The following is a 26,674-nucleotide window of genomic DNA, read 5'->3' as shown; positions in this document are numbered from 1 at the left end:
GGGTTCAGTTCCGCCGGCTCGCGCGCCGGCTGCGGTAAGTGTCGAGCACCACGGCGACGACGATGACCGCCCCGGTGATGATGCGTTTGGTGGGTTCCGAAGCGCCGATCTGCGCAAGGCCAGCGGCCAGCACCGAAATGATCAGCACGCCGAAGAAAGTGCTGATGACCGAACCACGCCCGCCCATCAGGCTGGTGCCGCCGATTACCACGGCGGCGATCACCTGCAACTCGAGGCCGGAACCGGCGTTGGGGTCGGCGGCTTCCAGCCGGGAGATCTGGAACAGCGCGGCCAGCCCGGCGAGCACGCCCATCAGGGCGAATACCAGGATCTTGTACGGACGCGGGTCGATACCGGCCAGGCGCACCGCCTCTTCATTGGTACCGATGCCGATCAGGTAGCGGCCGAACACGCTACGCGTCAGCACCAACTGGGCCAGCACGATCACCAGCAGGGCGATGATGAAGGCAGGGGAAATACCGAAGGCCACCGGGTTGGAGAACCAGGCATAAGCATCGCCGATATAGGCGGTACGCGAGTCGGTGAACTGGTAGGCCAGGCCGCGGGCCATTTCCAGCACACCCAGCGAGACGATGAACGAGGGGATGCGCCAGGCCACGGTGATGCTGCCGGTGAGGCTGCCAGCCAAGGCCGCCACGGCCATGCCCAGCAGCGCCGCGGGCAGCACGCCCCAGCCCCAGCCGAGGATCGCCACGCTGACCGTGGACGCCGCCAGCGCCAGCACCGAGCCTACCGACAGGTCGATGCCGCCGATGATCAACACAAAGGTCATGCCCACCGCCAGCACCATCAGGTCGGGGATCTGGTTGGCCAGGGTGCTGAAGGTGGCATAGGACAGAAAGTGGCTGCTGAGCAGCGAGAACAGCACGATCATCGCCAGCAAGGCGCCAGCCAGGCCCAGGTAGGTACCCAGGCCGAAATAGGTGCCGCTGCGGCGCACGGGCGCGGCACCCGAGATGTTTGTTGTGGTTTTCATGCGTCCATCCTGGGAGCTGCGTCGTGCAGCAGGGCATCACGTTTCTGGTAGCCGGCGAAGGCGGCGGCAAGCAGTTGGTCCTGGGTCCACCCGTCGCGGTCGAAGGTGTCGATCAGACGGCCGGCGCTGAGCACGGCGATGCGGTCGCAGATCAGCATCAGCTCGCGCAGGTCGCTGGACACCACCACCAGGGCCTTGCCCTGGCGCGCCAGCTCGGCGAGCAAGCCATAGATGTCGAACTTGGCGCCGACATCGATACCGCGGGTGGGTTCGTCGAACAGCAGCACCTGGCAGTCGCGCTCCAGCCATCGGCCAATCACCACCTTTTGCTGGTTGCCACCGGACAACTCGCCGACTGCCTGGGCAGGGCTGGCGCTACGGATACGCATGGCGTTGATCTGGCGTTCGGCCAGGGCACGCTCGGCGCCCTGGTCGAGCACCCCGGCACGGGACACCGCGCCAAGGTTGCCCAGGGCAATGTTGGCGCTGATCGATTGCGACAGCAGCAGGCCTTCGCCCTTGCGATCCTCGGTGATCAGGGCGATGCCGGCTTTGACTGCTGCCTTGGGCGAATCGATGGTTACCTGCCGCTGGCCAAGGGCAATGCTGCCGCTGTCGGCGTGGTCGGCGCCGTAGATCAGGCGCAGCAGCTCGGTACGCCCGGCGCCAATCAGGCCGGAGATGCCGAAGATCTCCCCTGCCCTGACCTCGAACGACACCCCGCGAACCTTGTCACCGCGGCTGAGCTTGTCGACCTTGAGCAAGGGCGCGCCGATCTGTCGCCGGCCCAGGTCGATATGCTCGCCAAGCTCACGGCCGACCATCAGGTTGACCAGTTCGGCGCTGCTGTAGCGCTGGATCGGCTCGACACACACCAGCCTGCCATCACGCAGCACGGCAATGCGCTGGGCCACGCGCTGCAACTCTTCGAGGCGATGGGAGATATACACGATGGCCACGCCGCGCTGGCGCAGGCGCTCGATCTGGGTGAACAGCAGCTCCACCTCGCGGGCGGTGAGCATGGCCGTGGGCTCGTCGAAGATCAGTACGTGGCAGTCACCGATCAGGTTGCGGGCGATCTCGACCATCTGCTGGTGGCCGATGCCCAGCTCGCCCACGGGCGTATCCGGGTCTATGGCGTCCAGGCCAACCTGGGCCATGGCCGCGCTGGCCAGCTGACGCAGGCGCTTTTGGTTGACCCAACCAAAACGGCTGGGCAGGTTGTCGAGAAACAGGTTCTCGGCCACGGTCAGGGTGGGCAGCAGGTTTAGCTCCTGCATCACCATGCGCACGCCAAGGCGCTCGGCCTCGGCGCGGCTGCCGGGGCTGTAGGGCTGGCCGCGATAAAGCATCTGCCCGGTGCTGGGGATCTCCAGGCCGCTGATCAGCTTGGACAGGGTCGACTTGCCCGCGCCGTTCTCGCCGGTCAGGGCCAGCACCTCGCCGCCGCGCAGCTCGAGGGTGATATCGCCGAGCACGGGCTGGGCGTAGGTCTTGCCCAGGCCGCTGACGGCTAGCACGGTTTCATTGGCCGGTACTGACATGGCCATTCTCTCCTAGGTTGGCACAACCCCCTGGCAGGAGCGGACTTGCCCCGCGAAGCAGTCGACGCGGCGCATGGCGCCGGCTACGCCGGTGATCGCGGGGCAAGCCCGCCCCTACAGGGATCGCAACATCACTGGGTAATAAGCTCGACCGGGGTCTGGATGACATTGTCGGCATCCACGCCTGGCTGCTCGCCCTTGACCATCTTCAGCGCCGCCTGGATGCCGTACACCGCCTGCTGGCTGGCCGCCTGGTCAAGGGTGGCAAGCACCCGGCCGTCCTTGAGCATCGGCTTGATGGCATTGATGTTGTCGTAACCGACCACCTGCACCTGGCCGGTCTTGCCGGCGGCGCGCACGGCCGAGACCGCGCCCAGGGCCATGCTGTCGTTACCGGCCAGCAACGCCTTGAGTTCAGGGTATTCATTGAGCATCGAGGCGGCCACGGCGTTGCCCTTGTCGATTTCCCAATTACCCGACTGCACCGAGACGATCTTCATCTGCGCCGCTTGCATGGCGTCCTTGAACCCGGCGGTGCGCTGCTGGGCATTGGTGGTGGTCGGCACGCCTTCGATGATGCCGACCTGGTCGCCAGCCTTGAGCTTGTGCTGGGCCAGGTAGTCGCCCACCAGGCGCGCGCCCTTGCGGTTGTCGGGGCCGACGAAGGGCACGCTGATGCCTTTGCTCTTGAGCACGTCGGGGTCGAGGCGGTTGTCGATATTGACCACCGTGATGCCGGCGTCCATGGCTTTCTTCACCACCGGCACCAGGGCCTTGGAGTCGGCCGGGGCAATCACCAGGGCCTTGGCGCCAGTGGCGATCATCTGCTCGACGATACGGATCTGGTTGCCGGTGTCGGTCTCGTCCTTGATGCCGTTGGCGACCAGCTCGAACTCGGCGGCGTGGTCTTTCTGGTAGGCCTTGGCGCCGTCCTCCATGGTGCGGAAGAACTCGTTGGCCAGGGATTTCATCACCAGCGCGACCTTGGGCTTGTCTTCGGCATGGGCGGCCGGCAGGGAGAACAGCAACGAAGAAACGACGGCGAAGGCCAGGGGACGGCCGGAAAACGGCAGCTTCATGGAAATGACTCCGAATCTTGTGGTTTTTATCGGATCGCAAACGTTTGCGGTAGCTCACTATGGAAACAGGCCCCGCTTTTGTCAAATCCATTCGCAGGCCCAGGCCAAGGGCACGCCTGTCGGATTATCCGCAATTTATCCGAAAAACCGAACACCTTTCCTACGCTTGTTCGGGCTGCCGAACGACAGATTGCGGCGCCTGCACCGGGCCGCCCGCTAACCCCCAGTGTTTCGGGAGTCAAAATGAAATACGACGAACGGTAGTTGCTGGTACGAAATCTGCCTTTGTATTCGCGCGACATCGAGAACATCTCACCCAGGAAGAGAGAAGCAGAAATGATGAAATTCGCCCTGAACACCTTCGCACCGAGCGCCCTGGCGCTGCTGCTGGTGCTGCCGACCGCCGTTTCCGCCAAGGAAGCCGCGCAACAACAGAAGCTCGCCAACGTGGTGATCCTGGCCACCGGCGGCACCATCGCCGGCGCTGGCGCCAGCGCCGCCAACAGCGCCACCTACCAGGCCGCCAAGCTGGGCATCGACAAGCTGATCGCCGGCGTGCCGGAGCTGCAGGATTTGGCCAACGTGCGCGGCGAGCAGGTGATGCAGATCGCCTCCGAGAGCATCGGCAACGACGACCTGCTGAAACTGGGCAAGCGCGTCGCCGAGCTGGCCGACAGCAAGGATGTCGACGGCATCGTCATCACCCACGGCACCGATACCCTGGAAGAGACCGCCTACTTCCTCAACCTGGTGGAAAAAACCGACAAGCCGATCATCGTGGTCGGTTCGATGCGTCCGGGCACCGCCATGTCCGCCGACGGCATGCTCAACCTGTACAACGCCGTGGCCGTGGCCAGCAGCAAGGACGCTCGCGGCAAGGGCGTGCTGGTGACCATGAACGACGAGATCCAGTCGGGTCGCGACGTCAGCAAGTCGGTCAACATCAAGACCGAAGCCTTCAAGAGCCAGTGGGGCCCGCTGGGCATGGTGGTGGAAGGCAAGTCGTACTTCTTCCGCCTGCCGGCCAAGCGCCACACCGTCAACTCCGAGTTCGACATCAAGCAAATCAGCAAACTGCCGGCCGTGGACATCGCCTACGGCTACGGCAACGTGACCGACACCGCCTACAAGGCCCTGGCCCAGGCTGGCGCCAAGGCGATCATCCATGCCGGTACCGGCAACGGTTCGGTGTCGTCGCGGGTGGTCCCTGCCCTGCAGGAGCTGCGCAAGAACGGCGTGCAGATCATTCGCTCGTCCCACGTCAACCAGGGTGGCTTCGTGCTGCGCAACGCCGAACAGCCTGACGACAAGAACGACTGGGTCGTGGCCCACGACCTGAACCCGCAGAAAGCGCGAATCCTGGCCATGGTCGCAATGACCAAGACCCAGGACAGCAAGGAGCTGCAGCGGATCTTCTGGGAATACTGATCCGCGCTTGAGCTCAACCGGGCCGTTGGTGGTTCCGGTTGATTCGCCGGCAAGCCGACTCCTACAGGTATGGCGCAATCCACTGTAGGAGCCGGCTTGCCGGCGAACACTGCTTGCACGGAACCAATCCTGCTACCACGGTCTTATACGGCTTTCGCCCTACCTGCTGTTGCGAAACGGCTTACAGTGAAATACTGTATGCACATACAGCAAACAAGGAAAAGCCCCGTGGCCAAACCCGCCTCCGCGTCGCCAAGCAGTTATGAACAACTGGGTCAGCGCATCCAGAAGATCATCAACAGCCCCACCGCCCAGCGCAGCCGCGCCGCCTTGATCTTCCGCCTCGAGCACGAGTCGCCCGACGACTGGGCCACCCTGCTCGAGGAAATCGCCGAGAACGACAACGTCACCCTCGCCCACCGTGACGACGGTGGCGTGCAGATTTTCTGGACCGTGCCCAAGGAAGACTGACCCCGCATGAGAGTTTCGCTTTTCGCTGTCGCCTGCCTGCTGTTGACCACCCCGCTCGCCCACGCCGACGCTCCGCGCACCTTCCAGGAGGCCAAGAAGGTCGCCTGGAAGCTGTACGCGCCGCAGTCCACCGAGTTCTATTGCGGTTGCAAGTACAAAGGCAACAAAGTCGACCTGGCCTCATGTGGCTACGCGCCGCGCAAGAACCTCAACCGCGCCTCGCGCATCGAGTGGGAACACATCGTCCCGGCCTGGCAGATCGGCCACCAGCGCCAGTGCTGGCAAAGCGGCGGGCGCAAGAATTGTTCGCGCAACGACAAGGTCTACCAGCGCGCCGAAGCCGACCTGCACAACCTGGTGCCAAGCATCGGCGAGGTCAACGGCGATCGCAGCAACTACAGCTTCGGCTGGCTGCCCGAGCAACATGGCCAGTACGGCAGTTGCCTGACCCAGGTCGACTTCAAGGCCAAGAAGGTCATGCCGCGGCCATCGATCCGCGGCATGATCGCACGCACCTACTTCTACATGAGCAAACAGTACGACCTGCGCCTGTCCAAGCAGGACCGGCAACTGTTCGAGGCCTGGAACAAGACCTACCCGCCGCAGGCCTGGGAGCTGCAACGCAACCAGCAGGTGGCATGCGTGATGGGGCATGGCAACGCGTTCGTCGGGCCGGTCAACCTCAAGGCCTGTGGCTGATGCCGCTCAGGCCAGCGCCTGCAGGTAGGCGCTGGCTTGCTGGTAGCGGCTCAGCCGGGCCAAGTCCGCGGGGCCGGGATGGGCAATACGCGACAAGTCGCTGTTGTCGGCCAGGTCGGCCAACTTGACCTGGCGTGCCAAGGGGTCGACGCCCAGGCGGATGACGAAGGCCTCGTAGCTCTCCCCCTCACGGCGGCTCAGGGCCAGCAGCGCGGCGAGGATCTTCAACGGGAAGCCTTCTCGGGCCAGGTCCGAGAGGGTGAACGGGGTGTCTTCCAGCACGTCGTGCAGCACCGCGACGATGCGTTGCTCGGGGGTGACCACCCGTTCCATCACCCGCAACGGGTGGAGGATGTAGGCCGCCCCGCCTTTGTCGTACTGCCCTTCATGTGCCTTGATGGCCACCGCAATGGCCCGTTCCAGCGTTGCCATGAGGTGCTCCCCCGCTCGCCCCTACCCTTGTCAGCATAGCTGTGACAGCAGGGCCGGGCCACGTGTTCCAGCGCATGCGCCAGCAAGGCTGGCGCCTACGAGGCAAGGCGGGTCGCACAGCGTGTGGGGCTCAGCGCTTGGCGCCGTGCTGGATGACGATCGAATCGGTGCCCAGCTTGCCCATCACCTCGGCCTTGCGCGCCTCGGCCTCGACCTTGCTCGGGAACGGCCCCATCAACACCACCGGCTTGCCCTCGCGATACTCCACCGACGACGGGATACCCTTCTCGATCAGCCGCGCGGTCATGTCGGTCAGCGCGCCCATGTTCGGGCCCTGAATCACTTCCACATCCCAGCCTTGCGGCGCTGGCTGCTCAGCCAGCTCATCGGCTCGGCGCTGCAGGTCGGCACCGCCGCAGACTTCACGAATGCGCAGGTTGTTGCCGGTCTGGTCGATGAGGATCTCGTACTGGCCGTCGTGCTTGATCGCCACGTAACTGCGATAAGGCTCGTACTGGCCGCTGTCGTCCTTGCCGCGCACCTGGCCGCAGATGGAACCCTGGGTGTCGAAGCGCACGTTGGCGAACTTGGCCGTCTTGGGGTTGTGCAGATGTTCGGCCACCTGCTTGTGCACACCTTCGACCTCGTTGTCACAGCCCGCCAGGGCTAGCACCGCCATTACCACCGCCAGTTTGCGCACGCGTCTACCTCCAGATTCGAAGGGGCGGATTCTAGCATGAGCGCGGGGGCAGGCCGCAGGGGTAAGGCGATAGTGGAAGGTTGCAGAGTATGTCGTGGGAAACTGCCGGAGCAGCCATACGAAAACGCCGCCAGCCCAAAGGCATGACGGCGCTTTCACCTACGGCGTTCGACTCACGCCGGCGCCGAGCTGCGGATCAGGTGGTCGAAGGCGGCCAACGAGGCCTTGGCGCCCTCGCCCACGGCGATCACGATCTGCTTGTACGGCACCGTGGTCACGTCACCGGCGGCAAAAACCCCAGGAATGCTGGTGGCACCCTTGGCATCGACGATGATCTCGCCACGCGGCGACAGTTCAACGGTGCCTTTGAGCCAGTCGGTGTTCGGCAGCAGGCCGATCTGCACGAAGATGCCTTCCAGCGCCAGGTCATGAACCTGCTCGGTGCTGCGGTCCTTGTAGCGCAGGCCGGTCACTTTCTCGCCGTTGCCCATCACCTCGGTGGTCAACGCACTGGTGATCACCTTCACGTTCGCCAAGCTGTGCAACTTGCGCTGCAGCACGGCATCGGCGCGCAACTGGCTGTCGAACTCGATCAGGGTGACCTGGGCGACGATGCCCGCCAGGTCGATGGCTGCCTCCACGCCCGAGTTGCCGCCACCGATCACTGCCACGCGCTTGCCCTTGAACAGCGGGCCGTCGCAGTGCGGGCAATAGGCAACGCCACGGGCCCGGTACTCCTGCTCGCCCGGCACGTTCATTTCGCGCCAGCGGGCACCGGTGGCGAGGATCACGGTCTTGGCCTTGAGCGAGGCGCCGCCGGCCAGGCGCACTTCGTGCAAGCCGCCATCGGTGGCCGGGATCAGCGCCTCGCCGCGCTGCAGGTTCATGATGTCGACGTCGTACTGCTTGACGTGTTCTTCCAGCGCGGTGGCCAGCTTGGGCCCCTCGGTTTCCTGTACCGAGATGAAGTTCTCGATGGCCAGGGTATCGAGCACCTGGCCGCCGAAACGCTCGGCGGCAACACCGGTGCGGATACCTTTACGCGCGGCATAGATGGCCGCCGCGGCACCAGCGGGGCCACCGCCGACCACCAGCACGTCGAAAGCGTCCTTGGCGTTGATCTTCTCGGCTTGGCGGGCACCGGCATTGGTGTCGAGCTTGCCGAGGATCTCTTCCAGGCCCATGCGGCCCTGGCCGAACAATTCGCCGTTCAGGTAGATGCTTGGCACCGCCATGATCTTGCGGGCGTCGACTTCGTCCTGGAACAGCGCGCCGTCGATGGCCACATGGCGCACGTTGGGGTTGAGCACCGCCATCAGGTTCAGCGCCTGGACCACGTCCGGGCAGTTCTGGCACGACAGCGAGAAGTAGGTCTCGAAGGTGAACTCACCGTCCAAGGCCTGGATCTGCTCGATCACTTCGGCGCTGGCCTTGGACGGGTGACCGCCGACCTGCAGCAGCGCCAGCACCAGGGAAGTGAATTCATGGCCCATGGGGATGCCGGCGAAGCGCAAACTTATACCGGCACCCGGGCGGTTCAGCGAGAACGAAGGACGACGGGCGTCGCTGCCATCCGCGCTGAAGGTAATGAGGTTCGACAGGCCGGCGATTTCCACCAGCAGGTCGTGCAATTCGCGGGACTTCGCGCCGTCGTCAAGGGAGGCAACGATCTCGATCGGCTGGGTGACCCGCTCCAGGTAGGTTTTCAGTTGCGATTTAAGCGTGGCGTCCAACATACGGGCGATTCCTTTTTCAAAACTCGGATACAAAAACGCCCAGGCGTGGTCGCCCGGGCGCTTCTACGGGGCGGTAACTGCTTCAGCTTTGGCGGCTGTCTACCGCCCGCGGGGTGCGCATCGGCTTAGATCTTGCCGACCAGATCGAGCGACGGGGCGAGCGTAGCTTCGCCTTCTTTCCACTTGGCCGGGCACACTTCACCTGGGTGAGCGGCAACGTACTGGGCAGCCTTGACCTTGCGCAGCAGCTCGGTGGCGTCACGGCCAACACCGCCATCGTTCAGTTCGACGATCTTGATCTGGCCTTGCGGGTTGATCACGAAGGTACCGCGATCGGCCAGGCCGGCTTCTTCGATCAGCACGTCGAAGTTGCGCGAGATGATGTGGGTCGGGTCACCGATCAGCGGGTACTGGATCTTGCCGATGGTGTCCGAGGTGTCGTGCCAGGCTTTGTGGGTGAAGTGGGTGTCGGTGGACACGCCGTAGATCTCGACGCCCAGCTTCTGGAATTCGGCGTAGTTGTCGGCCAGGTCGCCCAGCTCGGTCGGGCAGACGAAAGTGAAGTCGGCCGGGTAGAAGAACACGACGGACCACTTGCCTTTCAGGTCGGCTTCGCTGACCTGGACGAACTCGCCCTTGTGGTAGGCGGTGGCGTTGAACGGTTTGACCTGGCTGTTGATGATTGGCATGAGAGACGCTCCTTCATGGGGTTGGAATCAGTTGATGGAGTGAATCCTACCGACTGCTCCGGCCAAAGGCTCATTGGCAAAGCTCATGCTGCTGATTGGTTTTGGCTATAAGACGGGATTATTAATAGAAGGGATTGGGCTGAGCAAAGGATTGCGCAGGCGGCCCCAAGCGTTTTAGGAGCGGCCTTGTGTCGCGAAAGGGCTGCGAGCAGCCCCTTCGCGACACAAGGCCGCTCCTACAAATGTCAGCGTCAGAGGCGTTCAGCGGGTTACGGTGCGCATGGTCACGAACTCTTCCGCGGCGGTCGGGTGCACGCCGATGGTCTCGTCGAACTGCTGCTTGGTCGCCCCGGCCTTCAGCGCGATACCCAGGCCCTGGATGATTTCGCCGGCATCCGGCCCGACCATGTGGCAACCCAGGACCTTGTCGGTGTCGGCGTCCACCACCAGTTTCATCAGGGTCTTTTCCTGGATGTCGGTGAGGGTCAGCTTCATCGCCCGGAAGCGGCTCTCGAAGATCTGCACCTTGTGCCCGGCGGCCAACGCCTGTTCCTCGGTGAGGCCCACGGTGCCGATCGGCGGCTGGCTGAACACCGCGGTGGGGATGTTCTGGTAGTCCACCGGGCGGTACTGCTCGGGCTTGAACAAGCGCCGGGCCACGGCCATGCCTTCGGCCAGGGCCACCGGGGTGAGCTGCACGCGGCCGATCACATCGCCAATGGCCAGGATTGACGGCGCGGTGGTCTGGTACTGCTCGTCCACGCGGATGTAGCCGCGCTCATCCAGTTCCACGCCAGTGTTCTCCAGGCCCAGGTTGTCCAGCATCGGCCGGCGACCGGTGGCGTAGAACACGCAGTCGGCGATCAGCTCGCGGCCATCCTTGAGGGTGGCCTTGAGGCTGCCGTCCTCAAGCTTGTCGATGCGCTGGATGTCGGCATTGAACTGCAGGTCCAGGCCGCGCCTTTCCAGCTCTTCCTTCAGGTGCGTGCGCACCGAGCCGTCGAAGCCGCGCAGGAACAGGTCGCCACGGTACAGCAGCGTGGTATCGGCGCCCAGGCCCTGGAAGATGCCGGCGAACTCCACGGCGATATAGCCGCCGCCGACCACCAGCACGCGACGCGGCAGCTCTTTGAGGTAGAACGCCTCGTTGGAGGTGATGGCCAGCTCTTTGCCCGGGATGTCCGGCACCAGCGGCCAGCCACCGGTGGCGATGAGAATATTGGCGGCGCTGTAGCGCTGGCCCTCGACTTCCACCTCGTTGGCCCCGGTGATGCGAGCATGGCCCTGCAGCAAGGCGACGCCGCTGTTGACCAACAGGTTGCGATAGATGCCGTTGAGGCGCTCGATCTCGCGGTTCTTGTTGGCGATCAGCGTGCCCCACTCAAAATGGCCTTCTTCGAGGGTCCAGCCAAAGCCTGCGGCCTGTTCCAGCTCGTCGGCAACGTGGGCGCCGTACACCAGCAGTTTTTTAGGCACGCAGCCGACGTTGACGCAGGTGCCCCCCAGGTAGCGGCTCTCGGCCACCGCCACCTTGGCGCCAAAGCCCGCGGCGAAGCGCGCCGCGCGCACACCGCCGGAACCGGCGCCAATCACGAACAGATCAAAATCATAGGCCATGTATTCACTCTCCTAGGCAGGCGCCCAGCATAACGCCGTTGCCCGCCGCAAACAAAAAAGCCACCCCGAAGGGTGGCTCCTGGACCTGCCGGGCGAACTCAGTACGCCTTGCCGGTCTTGTAATAGTTCTCGAAACAGAAATTGGTCGCGTCGATGTAACCCTCGGCGCCGCCGCAGTCGAAACGCTTGCCCTTGAACTTGTAGGCGATCACGCAGCCATCCTTGGCCTGCTGCAGCAGGGCGTCGGTGATCTGGATCTCGCCGCCCTTGCCAGGCTCGGTATTGGCGATGATGTCGAAGATGTCCGGGGTCAGGATGTAGCGACCGATGATCGCCAGGTTCGACGGCGCGTCCTCGGGCTTGGGCTTCTCGACCATGTTGGTCACGCGATAGATGTCGTCGCGGATCATTTCGCCAGCGATCACACCGTACTTGTTGGTTTCCTGCGGGTCGACTTCCTGGATGGCAACGATCGAGCAACGGTACTGCTTGAACAGCTTGACCATCTGGGTCAAGACGCCGTCACCCTCTGGGTTGACGCACAAGTCGTCGGCCAGCACCACGGCGAACGGCTCGTCGCCGATCAGCGGGCGACCGGTCAGGATCGCGTGCCCCAGGCCTTTCATTTCGGTCTGGCGGGTGTAGGAGAACGAGCACCCGTCGAGCAGTCGACGGATACCGACCAGGTACTTCTCCTTGTCGGTGCCCTTGATCTGGTTTTCCAGCTCGTAGCTGATGTCGAAGTGGTCTTCCAGGGCACGCTTGCCGCGACCGGTGACGATGGAGATCTCGTTCAGGCCGGCGTCCAGTGCCTCTTCAACGCCATACTGGATCAGTGGCTTGTTGACCACCGGCAGCATTTCCTTTGGCATGGCTTTGGTAGCGGGCAGGAAGCGAGTGCCGTAACCGGCTGCCGGGAACAAGCATTTCTTGATCATATACGTCCTTAACAAGGGCTTTGCGTACGAAATTCGGCGCAGTCTAATCAGGCGGCAGTCACCTTACAATGCCCCGCCCGTGGTCGGCCGATGCCATGATAGAGATATCCCAGTGTAGATAGTTCCGAGGGATCGTAAATATTGCGTCCGTCGAACAGCACCGGCATGCGCATCAGCCCCCTTACACGGATGAAATCGGGCTGGCGAAACTGCTTCCACTCGGTCAGCAACACCAGCGCGTCGGCCCCTTCGACGCAACTGTAGGGGTCCTCGCTCAGGCGCAGTTGGCCACTGGCCACGGCCTGCGGATAACGGTCCGCCACCCCGGCCAGCGCCGCCGGGTCACAGGCCTGGACCTGCGCCCCGGCGGCCAGCAAGGCCTCCAACAACACCAGGCTGGGCGCCTCGCGCAGGTCGTCGGTACCGGGTTTGAAGGCCAACCCCCACAACGCCACGTGACGACCGCGCAGCACACCGCCAAAATGCTGCCGCAGGGCCTGGAACAGCAAAGCCTTCTGCTCGCTGTTGCGCGCCTGCACGGCCTTGAGGATCGCCGGTTGGTAACCCTGCTGCTCGGCGCAATGGACCAGGGCCCGCACGTCCTTGGGGAAGCAGGAGCCGCCGTAGCCACAACCGGCATAGATGAAGTGGCTGCCAATACGACTGTCGCTGCCGATGCCGCGGCGCACCTGCTCGATATCCACGCCCAGATGGCCACACAAGCCGGCCAGTTCGTTGATGAAGGAAATCTTGGTGGCCAGGAAAGCGTTGGCGGCGTATTTGCTGAACTCTGCGGCCCGTGGCGTCATCAGCAGGATTCGCTCGCGGTTACGCACAAAGGGCGCGTACAGCCGCTGCAGGCACTGCACGGCCTGCGCGCTGTCGCTGCCGATGATGATCCGGTCCGGGCGCAGGAAGTCATCGAGGGCGCTGCCCTCCTTGAGAAACTCGGGGTTGCTCGCCACCTCCACCACGAAACGGGCGCCACGGCTGCGCAAGCCGGCGGCAATCTGCCGGGCCACGCGTTCGGCGGTCCCGACCGGCACCGTCGACTTGTTCACCACCAGGCAGGCCCGTGGCAAGTGACGGCCCAGGCTGTCGGCCACCGCCAGCACGTGCCGCAGGTCGGCCGAACCGTCCTCATGGCTGGGCGTGCCGACGGCTATGAATACCACCTCGGCCCGCGCCAGGGCCTGGCTGCAGTCATCGGTGAAACTCAGTTGGCTGCTGCGCAGGCCGGTTTGCAGCAGCGCCTGCAGGCCGGGCTCGTAGATCGGGCACTGGCCCTCGCGCAGTTGCGCCAGGCGTGCCTTGTCGTGCTCCAGGCAAACCACGCGGTTGCCCATCTCGGCGAAACAGGCGGCCGTCACCAGCCCCACGTACCCCGCTCCGATCACACACAGTTCCATGGCCACGCTCCTTTGAAGGTTGCGGCCATGGAACATCAGCGGGGATTGCAGGGCGGTGACAAGGCTGGGGCAAGGTGATGACAGGCCTGTACCTCAGCCGCCGATGCCCTGCCCGATCAACACGCCATCGACCTTCTGCCCATACAGGTTGACCCCATCGTTGGCATGGAACTTCAGCCGGGTCTTCTCGATCGAGCCCTCGACCAGGCGTGGATCCTGCGGCCGCTCATGGCGGTTGATCCAGGCGGCCACGTCCCAGGCCTGCTGATCGCTCAGGCTGCCAGGCTTGCCCAGCGGCATGTTGTACTTGATGAACGACGCGGCGGTGTTGATCCGGTGCATGCCGGCCCCCCAGTTGTAGGAGTCCTTGCCCCACAACGGCGGCATCACATACTCCCCAGCCACCTTCTGCCCTTCGCCGTTGTCGCCATGGCAGATTGCGCACTGCTGCTGGTACACCTGCTGGCCCCGCTTGAAGTCGTAGCCAGCTGCCGGCCTGGGGACCTCGGGGTAGCCACGCCCGGCAATCTCCACGCCCGTCGGCGCCTGGGTCGACAGCCAATAGGCGTACACGCTCAAGGCGGTCATCTGCGGGCTGTCGGCCGCCGGAGGCTTGCCGTTCATGCTGAAGGTGAAACACCCCTGGATACGCTCGGCGAAGGTATTGACCTTGTCATTTTTCTTGCGATACGCCGGGTACATCGGGTAGGCGCCCCACAGCGGCGCCGAATGCGCCATGCGCCCCTGGTCCAGATGGCAGTTGCTGCAGTTCAGGCCATTTTTCGCAGCTTCGGGCATCAACCGCCGGGTATCGACGAACAGCGCATGGCCCTCGCGGACCATCTTGCCAAAGGCGTTGTCCGGAATCGCGTTTTCCGCCGGCGGGGCAAACTGCGGCTCGGCCTGCACACCGGGGACCTTGAGCTGGGACTGGTCTTCCATGGCGATAGGCGCGGCCTGGACACTGCCGATGGCCAGCAGCAGCAGGGTTGGGATCATCGGCTTCATGGCTTGACCTCCGGGCTGGACAGCTTGGCGAAGTAATCGGCGACTTCCTTGACCTCGGTGTCGGTCATGGCCTTGGCCACGTTGACCATCAACTGGTTGGGGTCGTTGCGGCGGCTGCCATCGCGCCAGGCGTTGAGCTGGGCCACCAGGTAGCCCGCCGGCTGTCCGGCCAGGGGCGGAAAGTGCTCGCCGATGCCGCTGCCGCCCGGCCCGTGGCATTGCACGCACCCGGGGATCTGCCGGCTCCAGTCGCCATACAGCGCCAGGCGGGTCACCGGGTCGTCGGCGATCTGCTGGCGGCGCACGTCGGGCGCGGCATCGGCGGGCAAGCTGCTCAGATAAGCGCTGACCGCCTCGATTTCCGCAGGCGCCATGGCCTTGGCCAAAGGTTCCATCACCGGCTGCTTGCGGCTGCCGTTGCGAAAATCGTCCAGTTGCTTGGCCAGATAACCGGCGGACAAGCCGGCCAAGCGGGGGAAGCCGGCGGCGGCAATGCCTTTGCCATCCGGCCCGTGGCAGCCGATGCAGGCCATGGCGGCGGGGTTGTCCCCGCCCTGGTTGAAGATTTTCTGGCCGTCGGCAGCGTGCGCCGAGGGCCAGGCCAGGATCAGCAAGCTGCCGATCACGACGGGGCTCAGGGGTTTCATCACGGAGGCTCCATTTTCCTTGTTATAAGCTTAGGCTTAAACGATATAAGCCCAGAAATACTAGGCTTATTCCCCGGCCTGCGACAACGTGCCGCCGGGAAGGAAAGTGGCAATGAGCCAGTTAATCGCTTTTTAACTGAGCCAGATCAAGAACCGGAGATGCACTGGGTAGCCGAAGTACGCACGTCGCCCAGGCGCAGCGGGAAGTTGTTCAGCCGTTCGTAGACCTTGATTGCGCTACCGCTACCACGCTTGTCGATGTCCAGCAAAGCCGCCGGGCCGGCACCGGAGGAGAGTTTTTGCGGCACGATCAGGCGCAAGCCGTCATCGCGCACTTGTTCCTGCAAGGGATCGCGGCTATCGGCCAGTTTGCGCTTCACGCACTCGGCATATTCGCGCGGCGATTTGCCGGACATCACGTCCAGCGTCGCGTGGGACTGTTCCAATTCAGAAACGCTGACACAACCACCCAACGCCAGCGACACTGCTGCTACCACCCATTTCATTGCTGCTCTCTCCACCTTCAAAGTCATCCTGTGACCACATCCATGCCGATTTGCTCCCTGGTATGGCAGAAATCTCCCTGGCGGGGCCAGCCGGGCGCAAGTGTAACCGCACATCGTGATATCGTGCGCGTTTGCAGAACCAATCCTTGCGGAGCACCCCATGAAATTCGTACACCAGCGCGAGCACTTGAACGAGGACGATATCGTCGTCATCGAGTGCTCCCAGCGCTGCAACATCCGCCTGATGAACGACGCCAACTTCCGCAGCTTCAAGAACGGCGGTCGACACACCTATCACGGCGGCCATTTCGACAAGTTCCCGGCGAAGATCACCGTGCCCAGCACCGGCTTCTGGAACATCACCATCGACACCGTGACCACACGCCCTATTTCGGTCACGCGCAAACCGACCCTGACCCACAAGATCAAGATCATTCGTCGCTCGTCGTCGAAACTCGGATAACCACAGCATGACCCAGACCACCAAATACGTGATCAAGTACAAGCTCGACGGCCAGCGTCGCTGGGATTTCGCCCAGATGCCCGACGCCTCCCTGGAGCAGGCGCAGCAAGCCCTGCGCAAGATCCACGGCGAGGACGCCGAGAAGATCAGCGACATCCAGGTCAGCAAGGCCCTGTAATCACGCCCGACACACCGCACTCAAGGAGTCGCCCATGAGCACCTGGCAAGACCGCCGCATCCTCGACCTGCTGGGCATCGAGGTGCCTATTCTCCAGGCGCCCATGGCCGGCGCCACGGGTTCGGCGATGGCCATCGCCGTTGGCAACGCCGGCGGCCTGGGCGCCCTGCCCTGCGCCATGCTCGACGGCGAACAGATTCGCAGTGAGATCGCGGCGTTTCGCGAAGCCTGCCAGGGCCCACTCAACCTCAACTTCTTCTGTCATCAACCGCCCGCTCCCGACCCGGTACGCGATGCGCGCTGGAAGCAGGCGCTCAAGCCTTATTACGATGAAGTCGGCGCTGACTTCGACGCCCCCACACCAGTGTCCAGTCGTGCGCCGTTCGATGAACAGGGTTGCCTGCTGGTCGAGCAACTGCGCCCGGAGGTGGTCAGTTTCCACTTCGGCCTGCCGCCTGCAGAACTGCTGCAACGGGTGAAAGCCAGCGGGGCCAAGGTCCTGTCCAGTGCCACCACCGTGGAAGAAGCCATTTGGCTGGAGCGGCACGGCTGCGATGCGATCATCGCCATGGGCTACGAGGCCGGCGGCCATCGGGGCATGTTCCTGAGCGACGACCTCACCAGCCAGATCGGCACCTTCGCCCTGGTGCCACAAGTGGTCGATGCGGTGCGCCTCCCGGTGATCGCCGCTGGCGGCATCGCCGACCACCGGGGCCTGCGCGCCGCCCTGGCCCTGGGCGCCTCGGCGGTGCAGGTCGGCACCGCCTATCTGTTCTGCCCCGAAGCCAAGGTTTCCCCGGCCCACCGCCATGCCCTGGACACCGCGCCGGCGAGCGCGACGGCGCTGACCAACCTGTTCACCGGCCGCCCGGCACGGGGCATCTACAACCGCATCATGCGCGAACTGGGGCCGATGAGCGCGCTGGCGCCGCGGTTTCCACTGGCCGGTGGCGCGCTGATGCCGCTGCGGGCGATCAGCGACCCACAAGGCAACAGCGACTTCAGCAACCTCTGGTCGGGCCAGGCGCTGCGCCTGGGGCAACCCATGCCCGCAGGCGAGCTGACGCGGCTGATCGCCGGCCCGACAGCAAAAGCTGACCTATAGATCAGGAATTTATCACGCTACCCCTTCCCGACGGATGGCTGCTCGCTATATATTTCGCACCATAACGAAAACCGCCATCCTCTGGAGCCGTTCGCATGCGTATTCGCCTGTCCCACCTGGCCGTCAGCACCCTCGCCAGCCTTGTCTGCCTCAACAGTGCCTGGGCCGATGAAGTCCAGGTTGCCGTGGCCGCCAACTTTACAGCGCCGATCCAGGCCATCGCCAAGGACTTCGAGAAGGACACCGGCCACAAGCTGGTCGCCGCCTATGGCGCCACTGGCCAGTTCTACGCACAGATCAAGAACGGCGCCCCGTTCGAAGTGTTCCTCGCCGCCGACGACAGCACCCCGGCCAAGCTCGAGCAGGAAAAGGAAATCGTCGCAGGCTCGCGTTTCACCTACGCCATCGGCACCCTGGCCTTATGGTCGGCCAAACCAGGTTACGTCGACGCCCAGGGCGAGGTACTGAAGAAGAACGACTTCAAGCACCTGTCCATTGCCAACCCCAAGGCCGCGCCCTACGGCCTGGCCGCCACCCAGGTGCTGGACAAGCTGAAACTGACCGAGGCCACCAAGGCCAAGATCGTCGAAGGCCAGAACATCACCCAGGCGTTCCAGTTCGTCTCCACCGGCAACGCCGAACTGGGCTTCGTCGCCCTGTCGCAGGTCTACAAGGACGGCAAGATCAGCGAAGGCTCGGCCTGGATCGTGCCTGCCGAACTGCATGATCCGATCCGCCAGGATGCGGTCATCCTCAACAAGGGCAAGGACAACCCAGCGGCCAAGGCCCTGGTGGACTACCTCAAGGGCCCGAAGGCTGCCGCGGTGATCAAGTCCTACGGTTATGAAATCTGATGCCGCTGGACGCCAGTGACCTGGGCGCGATCTGGCTGACCATCAAGCTGGCCAGCCTGACCACCGCCATCTTGCTGGTGCTGGGCACGCCCATCGCCTGGTGGCTGGCGCGCACCCGCTCCTGGCTGCGCGGGCCGATCGGCGCGGTGGTGGCCCTGCCCCTGGTGCTGCCGCCGACGGTGATCGGCTTCTACCTGCTGCTTGCCCTCGGGCCCCATGGCTGGATCGGCCAGGCAACCCAGGCCCTGGGCCTGGGCAGCGTGGTGTTCAGTTTCACCGGCCTGGTAATCGGCTCGGTGGTGTACTCCATGCCGTTCGTGGTGCAACCGCTGCAGAACGCCTTCGGCGCCATCGGCCAGCGCCCGCTGGAAGTGGCCGCCACCTTGCGCGCCAGCCCTTGGGACAGCTTCATCCACGTGGTCCTGCCGCTGGCCCGCCCCGGCTTCGTCACTGCCAGCATCCTCGGCTTCGCCCATACCGTGGGCGAGTTCGGGGTGGTGCTGATGATCGGTGGCAATATCCCCGACAAGACCCGTGTAGTCTCGGTGCAGATCTTCGATCACGTCGAGGCCATGGAATACGCCCAGGCCCATTGGCTGGCCGGGGCCATGCTGGTGTTCTCCTTCCTGGTGCTGCTGATGCTCTACGCTGGCCGCCGCAGCAAGGCTGGCTGGAGCTGAGATGAGTGCATCGATACAGGCGCGGCTGAAACTGGCGCGCGACGACTTCACCCTGGATGTCGACCTGCAACTGCCGGGACGCGGCATCAGCGCGCTGTTCGGCCACTCCGGCTCGGGCAAGACTTCCTGCCTGCGCTGCCTGGCCGGCCTGGAGCGCGCCGCCAGTGCCTACATCGAGGTCAACGGCGAGGTCTGGGAAGACAGCGCCCGCGGGTTTTTCCTGGCCCCGCACAAGCGCCCGGTGGGCTATGTGTTCCAGGAGGCCAGCCTGTTCCCGCACCTGTCGGTGCGCGGCAATCTGGAATTTGGCTGGCGCCGCGTCGCGCCCGAGGCGCGCAAGATCAGCCAGGAACACGCCTGCCAGCTACTGGGGATCGGCCACCTGCTGGCGCGCAAGCCGGCCACGTTGTCTGGCGGCGAGGCGCAACGGATCGGCATCGCCCGGGCCCTGCTCAGCAGCCCGCGCCTGCTGTTGATGGACGAACCCCTGGCGGCCCTGGACAGCGCCCGCAAGCGCGAGATCCTGCCGTACCTGGAGCGCCTGCACGACGAGCTGGACATTCCGCTGATCTACGTCAGCCATGCCCAGGATGAAGTGGCCCGCCTGGCCGACCACCTGGTGCTGCTGGAGCAAGGCCGGGCCCTGGCCAGCGGGCCGATCGGCCAGACCCTGGCCCGCCTCGACCTGTCGCTGGCCCAGGGCGAGGACGCCGGCGTGGTGCTCGAAGGCGTGGTGGTCGGCCATGACCCGCACTACGGGCTGTTCGACCTGCGCCTGCCCGGCAGCGAGGGCCCACTGCTGCGCATCGCCCACCCCAAGCTGCATGTCGGCAGCACCCTGCGGCTCAAGGTCCAGGCCCGCGACGTCAGCCTGGCGCTGACCGCGGACACCGCCTCGAGCATACTCAACCGCCTGCCGGTTCGGGTGCGCGAGTGCCGCGCCGCGGACAACCCAGCCCATGTCCTGGTGAGCCTGGAGGCCAACGGCAATGCCCTGCTGGCGCGCATCACCCGCTACTCGGCTGAGCAGCTCGGCGTGCAGCCCGGCCAGCGGCTGTGGGCGCAGATCAAATCGGTGGCGCTGCTCGGCTGAGCAACAACGAGGCGGCTGTTGTCCATTGCAGCACCACCACTGCCTGGATCGCGCCCATGCCCGACTGCCCGCTGCCCGCCGCGCTGCACTATGTCGATGACACCCAGCCTGGGCTCAGCCGGCGGCGCTGGCGTGAGCACTTCCATTACTACGACGCCCAGGGCCAACGGGTACGCGACGCGCAGACCCTGGCCCGCATCGCCGCCCTGGTGATCCCCCCGGCCTATACCGATGTGTGGATCTGCGCCGACCCGCAAGGTCATCTGCAGGCCACCGGGCGCGACGCCCGCGGGCGCAAGCAGTACCGCTACCATGAGCAATGGCGCACGCTGCGCGACCAGCATAAGTACGGGCGCATGCTGGCGTTCGCCGAGGCCCTGCCGACACTGCGCAGGCAGTTGGACGCCCACCTCGCCCGCCCCGGCCTGGACCGCGAGAAAGTCATGGCGCTGGTGATCAGCCTGCTCGACAGCACCCTGATTCGCATCGGCAACCGCCAGTACCTGCGCGATAACCGCTCCTATGGGCTGACCACCCTCAATACCCGCCATGTGCAGGTCAAGGGCAGCACCCTGCGCTTCCAGTTCCGTGGCAAGCGCGGGGTCGAGCACAACGTCACCCTGCGCGACCGGCGCCTGGCCGGGCTGGTCAAGCGCTGCATGGAATTGCCCGGCCAGGCGCTGTTCCAGTACCTCGACGAACAGGGGCAGCGTCACAGCGTCGGCTCCACCGAGGTCAACCAGTTCCTGCAGCAACTCACCGGCGCCGACTTCACCGCCAAGGACTACCGCACCTGGGCCGGCAGCAGCCTGGCGTTGGCGCTGCTGACGCCGCTGGCCTGGCAACCGGACAGCGAGGCCAGGCGCCAGGTCGCCGCGACCGTGCGGCAAGTGGCCGCGCGCCTGGGCAACACCCCAGCGGTGTGCCGGCGCAGCTACATCCACCCGGCCGTGCTCGAGCACTTTCACCTGGGGCGCCTGGCCGGGCTGCCCCGCGCCCGCCAGCGCCAGCGCCTGGAACGCGAGGAGGTGGCGCTGCTGCGCTTCCTGCAAGCGCTGGAGCCCTGAACGATCATTGACGCCGACTATTTACCCCATCGAGCAGAGAAATTTCCCATATGAGGCCAAGCCCCCTATCCTTGCCACCGAGCACCTTCGCCGACGGCCATCGCCGCATGTCGTTCGGCCCCTGCGACTAAAGACCGGCTACAGAATTTGTCTGCCGGGGAATTACTATCCGCCGAAAGCGTCTTTAATGAGAAGGAAGAGGGACAGGCTCCCACCGTTGGGCACAATGGCCCCGCGGTTTTCTACACCACCAAGGAGAACTACATGCTGATACTCACCCGCAAGGTTGGCGAAAGCATCGTCATCGACGATGACATCAAAGTCACCATTCTGGGCGTCAAGGGGATGCAAGTGAGGATCGGTATCGATGCACCCAAGGATGTCCAGGTGCACCGTGAAGAGATCTACAAGCGAATCCAGGCCGGCAGCCCCGCGCCAGAGAAAGGCAACGACGAGCAACACTGAAGCCTGCCGCATCATGCCGCACGGATGCGCCTGATCCCTTGCCCGCCCACGCGGGGTGCCACTTCGAGCCTCAGCGCTCCAGCAGTTCCCGCACCGTGGCGATCATCCGATCGATGTCGAACGGCTTGTCGAACACCGCCGCGAACGCGTCTGGGCTGACCCGCCCCTGGCTGGCCTGGGCGCCGCTCATGAGAATGACTGGCAGGTCTTTGAGCCGCGCGTCACCGCGGATCGATTGCAGCAGTTCTTCGCCGTTCTTCCTGGGCATCATGTAGTCGGTGATCACCAGGTCCACATGCTTTTCCGCCAACGCCTCCAGGGCTTTTTCCCCATCACCGGCCTTTTCCACCAGGTAGCCTGCGTCCTCCAGGGCGAAGCCGAGGATATCGACTATCAGGTACTCGTCGTCGACGATCAGGATGGTGTTCATCCCATCAGCGATCTCCTGGAGTGGTCGCCGAACCGCTGAGCACCCCGCTGGCACCGTCGAACGCCCTGGCAAGGCTGATGCCCGTTGCGCCCAGGTTCAATGCCTGCAAGGCCGGGTCGTGGTCACTGTCACGCACCTTGACGATCGACAACGCCCGGTGCAGTTGCGCGTCGAGCTCGGCGAAGCGCATCAACACCAGGTTGTCGACGATACTGGACAGGTCCGGGGCCGGCGCGGTGATTTCCGCACCGAAGATATCGCGCATTTCCCAAGTCAGCAGCACAGTGACGCCGCGGCCACGCAACTCGCCGGTCAGCGCACGGAAGAACGCGTTCAGCCGTGCCGGCTCCATGGCCAGGCGGCCGAATGCGCCGAGGCTGTCGATCACCACGCGCCTGGCGCCCATTGCGCTCACCTGTTCCAGCAGCCGAGCAGCGACCTGGTCCAGCAGCCCCTCGGTGGTCGGCTGCCAGCTCAACTGCGCTATGCCTCGGTTTTCCAGCGCGGCCAGGTCGTAGCCCAGGGCCGAGGCCTTCAGGCGCAAGCGCGCAGGTGTTTCGTAAAAACCGAAATGCAAGCCTGGCGCCGCCTCGCTGGAGGCTGCAAGAAAAGCGATGCCCAGCGCCGTCTTGCCTACCCCCGACGGCCCCATCAACAGGGTCACCGAGGCTTCGGCCAGGCCACCACCGAGCATGGCATCCAGGTCGGGCACACCGCTGGCGACCCGGTTCAGGGTCTGCGCGCCCAACTGGCTTGGCCGGCTGTAGAGCGCTTCCAGGCGCGGATACACCTGCAGCCCGGCATCGTCGATCAGGCATTCGTGACGCCCCGACAGCGCCGCGCTGCCCCGGGTCTTGCGCAACTGCAGCTGACGCAGCGCAGTGCTGCCGAGCAACTGTTCGCTCAACTCGATCACCCCGTCGACCATGGTGTGCTCCGGGCTGCCCTCCTCCAGCCGTGCGCTGGTCAGCAACAGCAGGGTACAGCCGGCGAAGGCGGCGTGGCCTTGCAGTTCGGAGACGAACTTCTTGGTGTCGAGGCTGGTTTCGGCGCGCGAACGAGCATTGAGCAGGCCATCAACCACCAGCAACGTCGCCTGCTGCCGGGCGATCTCCTGGCGCAACAAGCGCACCACGGCATCCAGGCCCTCCTGCTCCAGCGTGTCGAAGGCACTGACGAACTGGATGCTGTCGCCGACCAGCGTCGGGTCGAAGAAGCTCAACGTCGACAGGTACTGGAACAGGCGCTCATGGGACTCGCTGAGCAGCGTCGCCACCAGCACCCGTCCGCCATCGCGCACATGGTTGCAGGCCAGCTGGTTGGCGAGGATGGTCTTGCCCGCGCCTGGAGGGCCCTGGACGATATACGAGGCGCCCGCGACCAGGCCGCCCTTGAGCAGCGCATCGAGCCCTTCGATTCCGGTGGGCAGGCGTTTGAGAGGCTCTACCATGGCGGTCTATTCCTCAGTCGCCAGCGGGTCGGCACACGCTGGCAGGTACAGGCTCATGCAGGTGCCGACTCCAGGCTGGCTGGTCACGCCAATGGCACCCAGGCTTTGCCGGGCGAAACCATAGGCCTGGCTCAGGCCCAGGCCGGTGCCTTTGCCAAAGGCCTTGGTGGTGAAGAAGGGTTCGAATATTCGCGGCAACACCTGGGGGTCGATGCCCTGGCCATCGTCATGCACTTCGAAACACACGAAGCGCCCCTGCAGGCCTTCCTCCTGCCCGGCCAGCTCCACGCACTCGACCACCAGGCGAATGCACCCTGCGCCCTCGATCGCATCACGGGCGTTGAACATCAGGTTGAGCAGGACCATCTGCAACTGCCCGGCGTCCACCTCGATCATCGGCAGGTTATCCGCGACCTGCTGTTGCAGTTCGATATCCCGGGGCAAGGCATGCTCGAGCAAGCCGCAGGTCGCGACAATGACCTCGGCCGGTGCCAGTCGGGTGACGCTCAACTGGCGATGGCGGGCGAAGCTGAGCAATTGCCAGGTCAGTTGCGTGCCGCGCTGGCCGGCGTCGAGGACATGTTCGAGCAAACGCCGGATGCGCGCCGGGTCCTGGCTGTTGAGCGCCAGCCGCGCGGAACTGAGGATAATGGTCAACAGGTTGTTGAAGTCGTGGGCCAGGCCACCAGTCAACTGCCCCAGGGCCTCGAGTTTCTGCGCCTGGAACAGCTGGGCGCGCATGGCATCGAGTTGCAATGCCGACTCACGGCGATCGGTGATGTCGCGGGTGACCTTGGCCAAGCCAATGACCTGGCCCTGGCCGTCGCGAATGACATCGAGCGCCGCCAGGGCCCAGAACTGCGTGCCATCCTTGCGCACCCGCCAGCCCTCATCCTGGGCTCCGCCCTGGTCGAGGGCCTGCTGCAACAAGCGTTGTGGGCGCCCATCGGCGCAGTCCTGGGCGGTGAAGAACAGCGAGAAATGTCGCCCGATCACCTCATCGGCGCGATAGCCCTTGATACGCTCGGCGCCCGCGTTCCATGACACCACATGGCCAGAGGGGTCGAGCATGTAGATGGCGTAGTCGACCACCGCCTGAACCAGCTGTTCATAGCGCGCCTCGGACATGACCGATGGGGAGGTGCGGCCTGTTGCAACCATGCGAGCTCCGCAAGCACCGCGAAAGGACATATTGAGCGTAGTCAAAAAGTCCCGCCAAGGCCGGGTGTCAGGCGACGACCGTCAGTTATCGCGCTCTATCAGCGATGGCATCAGGCGCCGCGGCATCGCCACTTTCAGCAACCACAGGCCAATCAGCATGATCAGCCCGCCACCGCCCAGGGCCATGAAGCGCTGTGGCTCGGGGTGCTGCGGGTCGAAGCCCAGCATCAGCAGGTAAGCGCCCAGGCTCATGAAACCGGCATACAGGAACGCCCCCACCAGGCACACCTGGATGAACAGCAGTCGCCAGAACAACTTGGGACGCACGGTGCGCCCGGCGGAATTGGAGGGAGTCCCTGACATGGTGGCACGCTCAATTGGATCCAATGGCCCAACAGTGGCGCAATGGCAGCAATGTGTCAATTGGCCTATAGTGCCCCGCCTCATGCACCCCGGAACCCGAGATGATGTCGAACCTTCGCATGCAAGGCCTGCAGGACGACCTGCTGCGCACCGCCAGCGAACTGGACGAGCTGTGCCAAGCCCTGGACGGACACACCCAGTACCTGCGCCACTCGGTGCACCAGGCGGATGCCACGGCCATGCACAGCCATGCCCAGGACCTGCGCCACAGCGCCGACGACATGCGCCAGATCGCCGACGCCATCGAGCCCTGAAGTCGGCGAGCGGTTGACGCTTCTATAACAATGGGTTATAAAGCCGCCTTGATTTGCAGGCCCTTCTGCCCATGAAGCGCAGCGGTCAAACGTGCGAGTGTGGTGGAATTGGTATACACAGCAGACTTAAAATCTGTCGGCGTGAGCCTTGCGGGTTCGAGTCCCGCCACTCGCACCATCTTTTGTCGATGAAGGCGCCTTGTCAGGCGCCTTTTTCGTAGGCGGGTCTATTGCGTGAGCCGGCCTGCAAGCAATGCGCCATGTAGCTGCTAGAGTGGACAATGTCCCTGTCCACCGGAGCGCCGCCATGCGCTATACCCTGCTCGAAGGTCAACGCGACCTTATCCTCCTGCTTGCCCGCATCCTGCTGATGATCCTGTTCGTGGTATCCGGCTGGGGCAAGCTGACCGGCTTCGAAGGCACGGTCGGCTACATGACCTCGCTTGGCGCGCCGGCGCCAACACTGGCGGCAGGCGTGGCGGTGATCATGGAGTTCGCGGTCGGCATCCTGCTGATTCTCGGCTTCTATACCCGCCCACTGGCCCTGCTGTTCGCCCTGTTCGTGCTCGGCACTGCGCTGCTCGGCCACCCGTTCTGGAGCATGGTCGACCCCGAGCGCAGCGCCAACATGACCCAGTTCCTGAAGAACCTGAGCATCGCCGGCGGGCTGCTGGCCCTGGCGGTTTCCGGCGCTGGGCGCTTCTCCCTCGACCGCCGTTGAGCGGCTGCCCACGCACGATGGCCGCGACCTTAGGGCCTGTATGACATGTTTCTGCGCGAAGGCCAGACAAGGCGAAACGTGGGAGCCAGCGCAGTGTACTGGAGTACATGAGCATTCCCAGCCCCGTTTCAACGCAGCATGGGCGAGTGCAGATACATTTCGTACAGAGTCTAGTCGTCGCAGTCGTCGTGCCAGGCCGGGTGCTCATCATCATCGAAGTCGTCGAGCAGCTCCTCGTCTTCTTCCACATCATCCATCGCACCGTGGGCATCCGCCTCAGGGTCGAATTGGTCGTGGAATTCGTGATCGAGTAAATGGTCGTGCTCAGGTTCGGGCAGCTCGTCTTCGTCGCGCATCGCAGGCTCCAGTAACAACAGCCCGCCTGTATAGGCCGTTCGGCATGCCCGGTCAATCTTTCCCACCGTTAACC

General features: G+C 64.4%; 31 protein-coding genes and 1 tRNA gene. 14 read left to right on the top strand and 18 right to left on the bottom strand.

The features are described from left to right. Nucleotides 1–4: 4 nt before the first annotated feature. The 3 genes from E3U47_RS21960 to E3U47_RS21950 form a co-directional block, all read right to left on the bottom strand. A complete protein-coding gene (locus E3U47_RS21960) occupies nucleotides 5–997 on the bottom strand; it encodes an ABC transporter permease (RefSeq protein ID WP_134693700.1) in 993 nt (330 codons plus the stop codon). Then, entirely contained in the window at nucleotides 994–2,541 is a 1,548-nt protein-coding gene (locus E3U47_RS21955) for a sugar ABC transporter ATP-binding protein (RefSeq protein WP_134693699.1), read from the bottom strand. Before E3U47_RS21955 ends, E3U47_RS21960 begins: the two co-directional genes overlap by 4 nt. A gap of 131 nt (nucleotides 2,542–2,672) precedes the next feature. After that, entirely contained in the window at nucleotides 2,673–3,620 is a 948-nt protein-coding gene (locus E3U47_RS21950) for a sugar ABC transporter substrate-binding protein (protein ID WP_134693698.1), read from the bottom strand. 339 nt (nucleotides 3,621–3,959) lie between these two features. On the opposite strand from E3U47_RS21950, the gene E3U47_RS21945 reads away from it, so the two are divergent. The 3 genes from E3U47_RS21945 to E3U47_RS21935 all read left to right on the top strand — a co-directional run bounded on the left by E3U47_RS21945 (nucleotide 3,960) and on the right by E3U47_RS21935 (nucleotide 6,218). Further along, a complete protein-coding gene (locus E3U47_RS21945) occupies nucleotides 3,960–5,048 on the top strand; it encodes an asparaginase (protein WP_134693711.1) in 1,089 nt (362 codons plus the stop codon). Between the two features lie 228 nt (nucleotides 5,049–5,276). Beyond that, nucleotides 5,277–5,519: a DUF1654 domain-containing protein gene (locus E3U47_RS21940; RefSeq protein WP_134693697.1), complete on the top strand. Its 243-nt coding sequence runs from the start codon at nucleotides 5,277–5,279 to the stop codon at nucleotides 5,517–5,519. A 6-nt stretch (nucleotides 5,520–5,525) separates the two neighbouring features. After that, complete coding sequence (locus E3U47_RS21935) at nucleotides 5,526–6,218, top strand: endonuclease (RefSeq protein WP_134693696.1); 693 nt, start codon at nucleotides 5,526–5,528, stop codon at nucleotides 6,216–6,218. Between the two features lie 6 nt (nucleotides 6,219–6,224). Here the strand turns inward: E3U47_RS21935 and E3U47_RS21930 are convergent, their stop codons facing one another. The 10 genes from E3U47_RS21930 to E3U47_RS21885 form a co-directional block, all read right to left on the bottom strand. Next, nucleotides 6,225–6,650: a GTP pyrophosphokinase gene (locus E3U47_RS21930; RefSeq protein ID WP_134693695.1), complete on the bottom strand. Its 426-nt coding sequence runs from the start codon at nucleotides 6,648–6,650 to the stop codon at nucleotides 6,225–6,227. A gap of 130 nt (nucleotides 6,651–6,780) precedes the next feature. Beyond that, a complete protein-coding gene (locus E3U47_RS21925) occupies nucleotides 6,781–7,350 on the bottom strand; it encodes an SPOR domain-containing protein (protein ID WP_134693694.1) in 570 nt (189 codons plus the stop codon). A gap of 173 nt (nucleotides 7,351–7,523) precedes the next feature. Then, complete coding sequence (ahpF, locus tag E3U47_RS21920) at nucleotides 7,524–9,086, bottom strand: alkyl hydroperoxide reductase subunit F (RefSeq protein ID WP_134693693.1); 1,563 nt, start codon at nucleotides 9,084–9,086, stop codon at nucleotides 7,524–7,526. A 125-nt stretch (nucleotides 9,087–9,211) separates the two neighbouring features. Further along, the gene (gene ahpC, locus E3U47_RS21915; RefSeq protein WP_134693692.1) at nucleotides 9,212–9,775 is read right to left on the bottom strand and encodes an alkyl hydroperoxide reductase subunit C; all 564 of its coding nucleotides are present in this window, start codon (nucleotides 9,773–9,775) and stop codon (nucleotides 9,212–9,214) included. A gap of 261 nt (nucleotides 9,776–10,036) precedes the next feature. After that, the gene (gene gorA / locus E3U47_RS21910; protein ID WP_134693691.1) at nucleotides 10,037–11,392 is read right to left on the bottom strand and encodes a glutathione-disulfide reductase; all 1,356 of its coding nucleotides are present in this window, start codon (nucleotides 11,390–11,392) and stop codon (nucleotides 10,037–10,039) included. Between the two features lie 98 nt (nucleotides 11,393–11,490). Further along, nucleotides 11,491–12,330: a UTP--glucose-1-phosphate uridylyltransferase GalU gene (gene galU, locus E3U47_RS21905; protein WP_134693690.1), complete on the bottom strand. Its 840-nt coding sequence runs from the start codon at nucleotides 12,328–12,330 to the stop codon at nucleotides 11,491–11,493. A 47-nt stretch (nucleotides 12,331–12,377) separates the two neighbouring features. Then, nucleotides 12,378–13,739, bottom strand: a complete 1,362-nt coding sequence (locus tag E3U47_RS21900) for a UDP-glucose/GDP-mannose dehydrogenase family protein (protein ID WP_134693689.1) — start codon at nucleotides 13,737–13,739, stop codon at nucleotides 12,378–12,380. A 93-nt stretch (nucleotides 13,740–13,832) separates the two neighbouring features. Further along, on the bottom strand, nucleotides 13,833–14,747 hold the full coding sequence (locus E3U47_RS21895; RefSeq protein WP_134693688.1) for a c-type cytochrome: 915 nt from the start codon (nucleotides 14,745–14,747) through the stop codon (nucleotides 13,833–13,835). Beyond that, complete coding sequence (locus E3U47_RS21890) at nucleotides 14,744–15,394, bottom strand: cytochrome c (RefSeq protein WP_134693687.1); 651 nt, start codon at nucleotides 15,392–15,394, stop codon at nucleotides 14,744–14,746. The genes E3U47_RS21895 and E3U47_RS21890 overlap by 4 nt, the downstream gene beginning before the upstream one ends. 146 nt (nucleotides 15,395–15,540) lie before the next feature. After that, nucleotides 15,541–15,900 carry a hypothetical protein gene (locus tag E3U47_RS21885; RefSeq protein ID WP_134693686.1) on the bottom strand — a complete coding sequence of 120 codons (360 nt, stop codon included), beginning with the start codon at nucleotides 15,898–15,900 and terminating at the stop codon, nucleotides 15,541–15,543. A 160-nt stretch (nucleotides 15,901–16,060) separates the two neighbouring features. Between E3U47_RS21885 and E3U47_RS21880 the strand changes: the two genes are divergently transcribed. The 8 genes from E3U47_RS21880 (at nucleotide 16,061) to csrA (ending at nucleotide 21,805) form a co-directional block, all read left to right on the top strand. Then, a complete protein-coding gene (locus E3U47_RS21880) occupies nucleotides 16,061–16,363 on the top strand; it encodes a DUF1883 domain-containing protein (protein WP_134693685.1) in 303 nt (100 codons plus the stop codon). A gap of 7 nt (nucleotides 16,364–16,370) precedes the next feature. Then, complete coding sequence (locus E3U47_RS25040; protein ID WP_167659519.1) at nucleotides 16,371–16,541, top strand: hypothetical protein; 171 nt, start codon at nucleotides 16,371–16,373, stop codon at nucleotides 16,539–16,541. 34 nt (nucleotides 16,542–16,575) lie between these two features. Further along, nucleotides 16,576–17,646: a nitronate monooxygenase family protein gene (locus E3U47_RS21875; RefSeq protein ID WP_134693684.1), complete on the top strand. Its 1,071-nt coding sequence runs from the start codon at nucleotides 16,576–16,578 to the stop codon at nucleotides 17,644–17,646. Nucleotides 17,647–17,741: 95 nt separating this feature from the next. After that, entirely contained in the window at nucleotides 17,742–18,500 is a 759-nt protein-coding gene (gene modA / locus E3U47_RS21870) for a molybdate ABC transporter substrate-binding protein (protein WP_134693683.1), read from the top strand. Next, nucleotides 18,500–19,180 (top strand): molybdate ABC transporter permease subunit, encoded by a 681-nt coding sequence (gene modB / locus E3U47_RS21865; RefSeq protein ID WP_134693682.1) that lies wholly within the window; start codon nucleotides 18,500–18,502, stop codon nucleotides 19,178–19,180. Before modA ends, modB begins: the two co-directional genes overlap by 1 nt. Before the next feature lies 1 nt (nucleotide 19,181). Further along, nucleotides 19,182–20,273, top strand: a complete 1,092-nt coding sequence (modC, locus tag E3U47_RS21860; protein ID WP_134693681.1) for a molybdenum ABC transporter ATP-binding protein — start codon at nucleotides 19,182–19,184, stop codon at nucleotides 20,271–20,273. Nucleotides 20,274–20,329: 56 nt separating this feature from the next. After that, nucleotides 20,330–21,340 (top strand): DNA topoisomerase IB, encoded by a 1,011-nt coding sequence (locus E3U47_RS21855; RefSeq protein ID WP_134693680.1) that lies wholly within the window; start codon nucleotides 20,330–20,332, stop codon nucleotides 21,338–21,340. A 264-nt stretch (nucleotides 21,341–21,604) separates the two neighbouring features. Then, nucleotides 21,605–21,805, top strand: a complete 201-nt coding sequence (gene csrA, locus E3U47_RS21850; protein ID WP_134693679.1) for a carbon storage regulator CsrA — start codon at nucleotides 21,605–21,607, stop codon at nucleotides 21,803–21,805. Nucleotides 21,806–21,875: 70 nt separating this feature from the next. Here csrA and E3U47_RS21845 read toward each other — a convergent pair whose 3' ends face one another. The 4 genes from E3U47_RS21845 to E3U47_RS21830 all read right to left on the bottom strand — a co-directional run bounded on the left by E3U47_RS21845 (nucleotide 21,876) and on the right by E3U47_RS21830 (nucleotide 25,209). Then, entirely contained in the window at nucleotides 21,876–22,235 is a 360-nt protein-coding gene (locus E3U47_RS21845; protein ID WP_134693678.1) for a response regulator, read from the bottom strand. 4 nt (nucleotides 22,236–22,239) lie between these two features. Beyond that, nucleotides 22,240–23,685, bottom strand: a complete 1,446-nt coding sequence (locus E3U47_RS21840) for an ATPase domain-containing protein (protein ID WP_134693677.1) — start codon at nucleotides 23,683–23,685, stop codon at nucleotides 22,240–22,242. 6 nt (nucleotides 23,686–23,691) lie between these two features. Next, on the bottom strand, nucleotides 23,692–24,846 hold the full coding sequence (locus E3U47_RS21835; RefSeq protein WP_256660323.1) for a nitrogen regulation protein NR(II): 1,155 nt from the start codon (nucleotides 24,844–24,846) through the stop codon (nucleotides 23,692–23,694). Nucleotides 24,847–24,927: 81 nt separating this feature from the next. Then, on the bottom strand, nucleotides 24,928–25,209 hold the full coding sequence (locus tag E3U47_RS21830; protein ID WP_134693676.1) for a hypothetical protein: 282 nt from the start codon (nucleotides 25,207–25,209) through the stop codon (nucleotides 24,928–24,930). A 101-nt stretch (nucleotides 25,210–25,310) separates the two neighbouring features. Between E3U47_RS21830 and E3U47_RS21825 the strand changes: the two genes are divergently transcribed. From E3U47_RS21825 to E3U47_RS21815, 3 genes are all read left to right on the top strand, one after another. Next, the gene (locus E3U47_RS21825) at nucleotides 25,311–25,523 is read left to right on the top strand and encodes a hypothetical protein (protein WP_134693675.1); all 213 of its coding nucleotides are present in this window, start codon (nucleotides 25,311–25,313) and stop codon (nucleotides 25,521–25,523) included. 93 nt (nucleotides 25,524–25,616) lie between these two features. After that, nucleotides 25,617–25,701 (top strand) — tRNA-Leu (locus E3U47_RS21820). Between the two features lie 129 nt (nucleotides 25,702–25,830). After that, nucleotides 25,831–26,244, top strand: a complete 414-nt coding sequence (locus E3U47_RS21815) for a DoxX family protein (protein WP_134693674.1) — start codon at nucleotides 25,831–25,833, stop codon at nucleotides 26,242–26,244. A 170-nt stretch (nucleotides 26,245–26,414) separates the two neighbouring features. Here E3U47_RS21815 and E3U47_RS21810 read toward each other — a convergent pair whose 3' ends face one another. Beyond that, nucleotides 26,415–26,600, bottom strand: a complete 186-nt coding sequence (locus tag E3U47_RS21810; RefSeq protein ID WP_134693673.1) for a hypothetical protein — start codon at nucleotides 26,598–26,600, stop codon at nucleotides 26,415–26,417. Nucleotides 26,601–26,674 lie beyond the last annotated feature (74 nt).

It is taken from the genome of Pseudomonas sp. RIT623, from assembly GCF_004519305.1.
GTDB lineage: Bacteria > Pseudomonadota > Gammaproteobacteria > Pseudomonadales > Pseudomonadaceae > Aquipseudomonas.
Note: the sequence above shows the minus strand (reverse complement) of the source record. Positions and strands in the feature narration are given on the sequence as shown.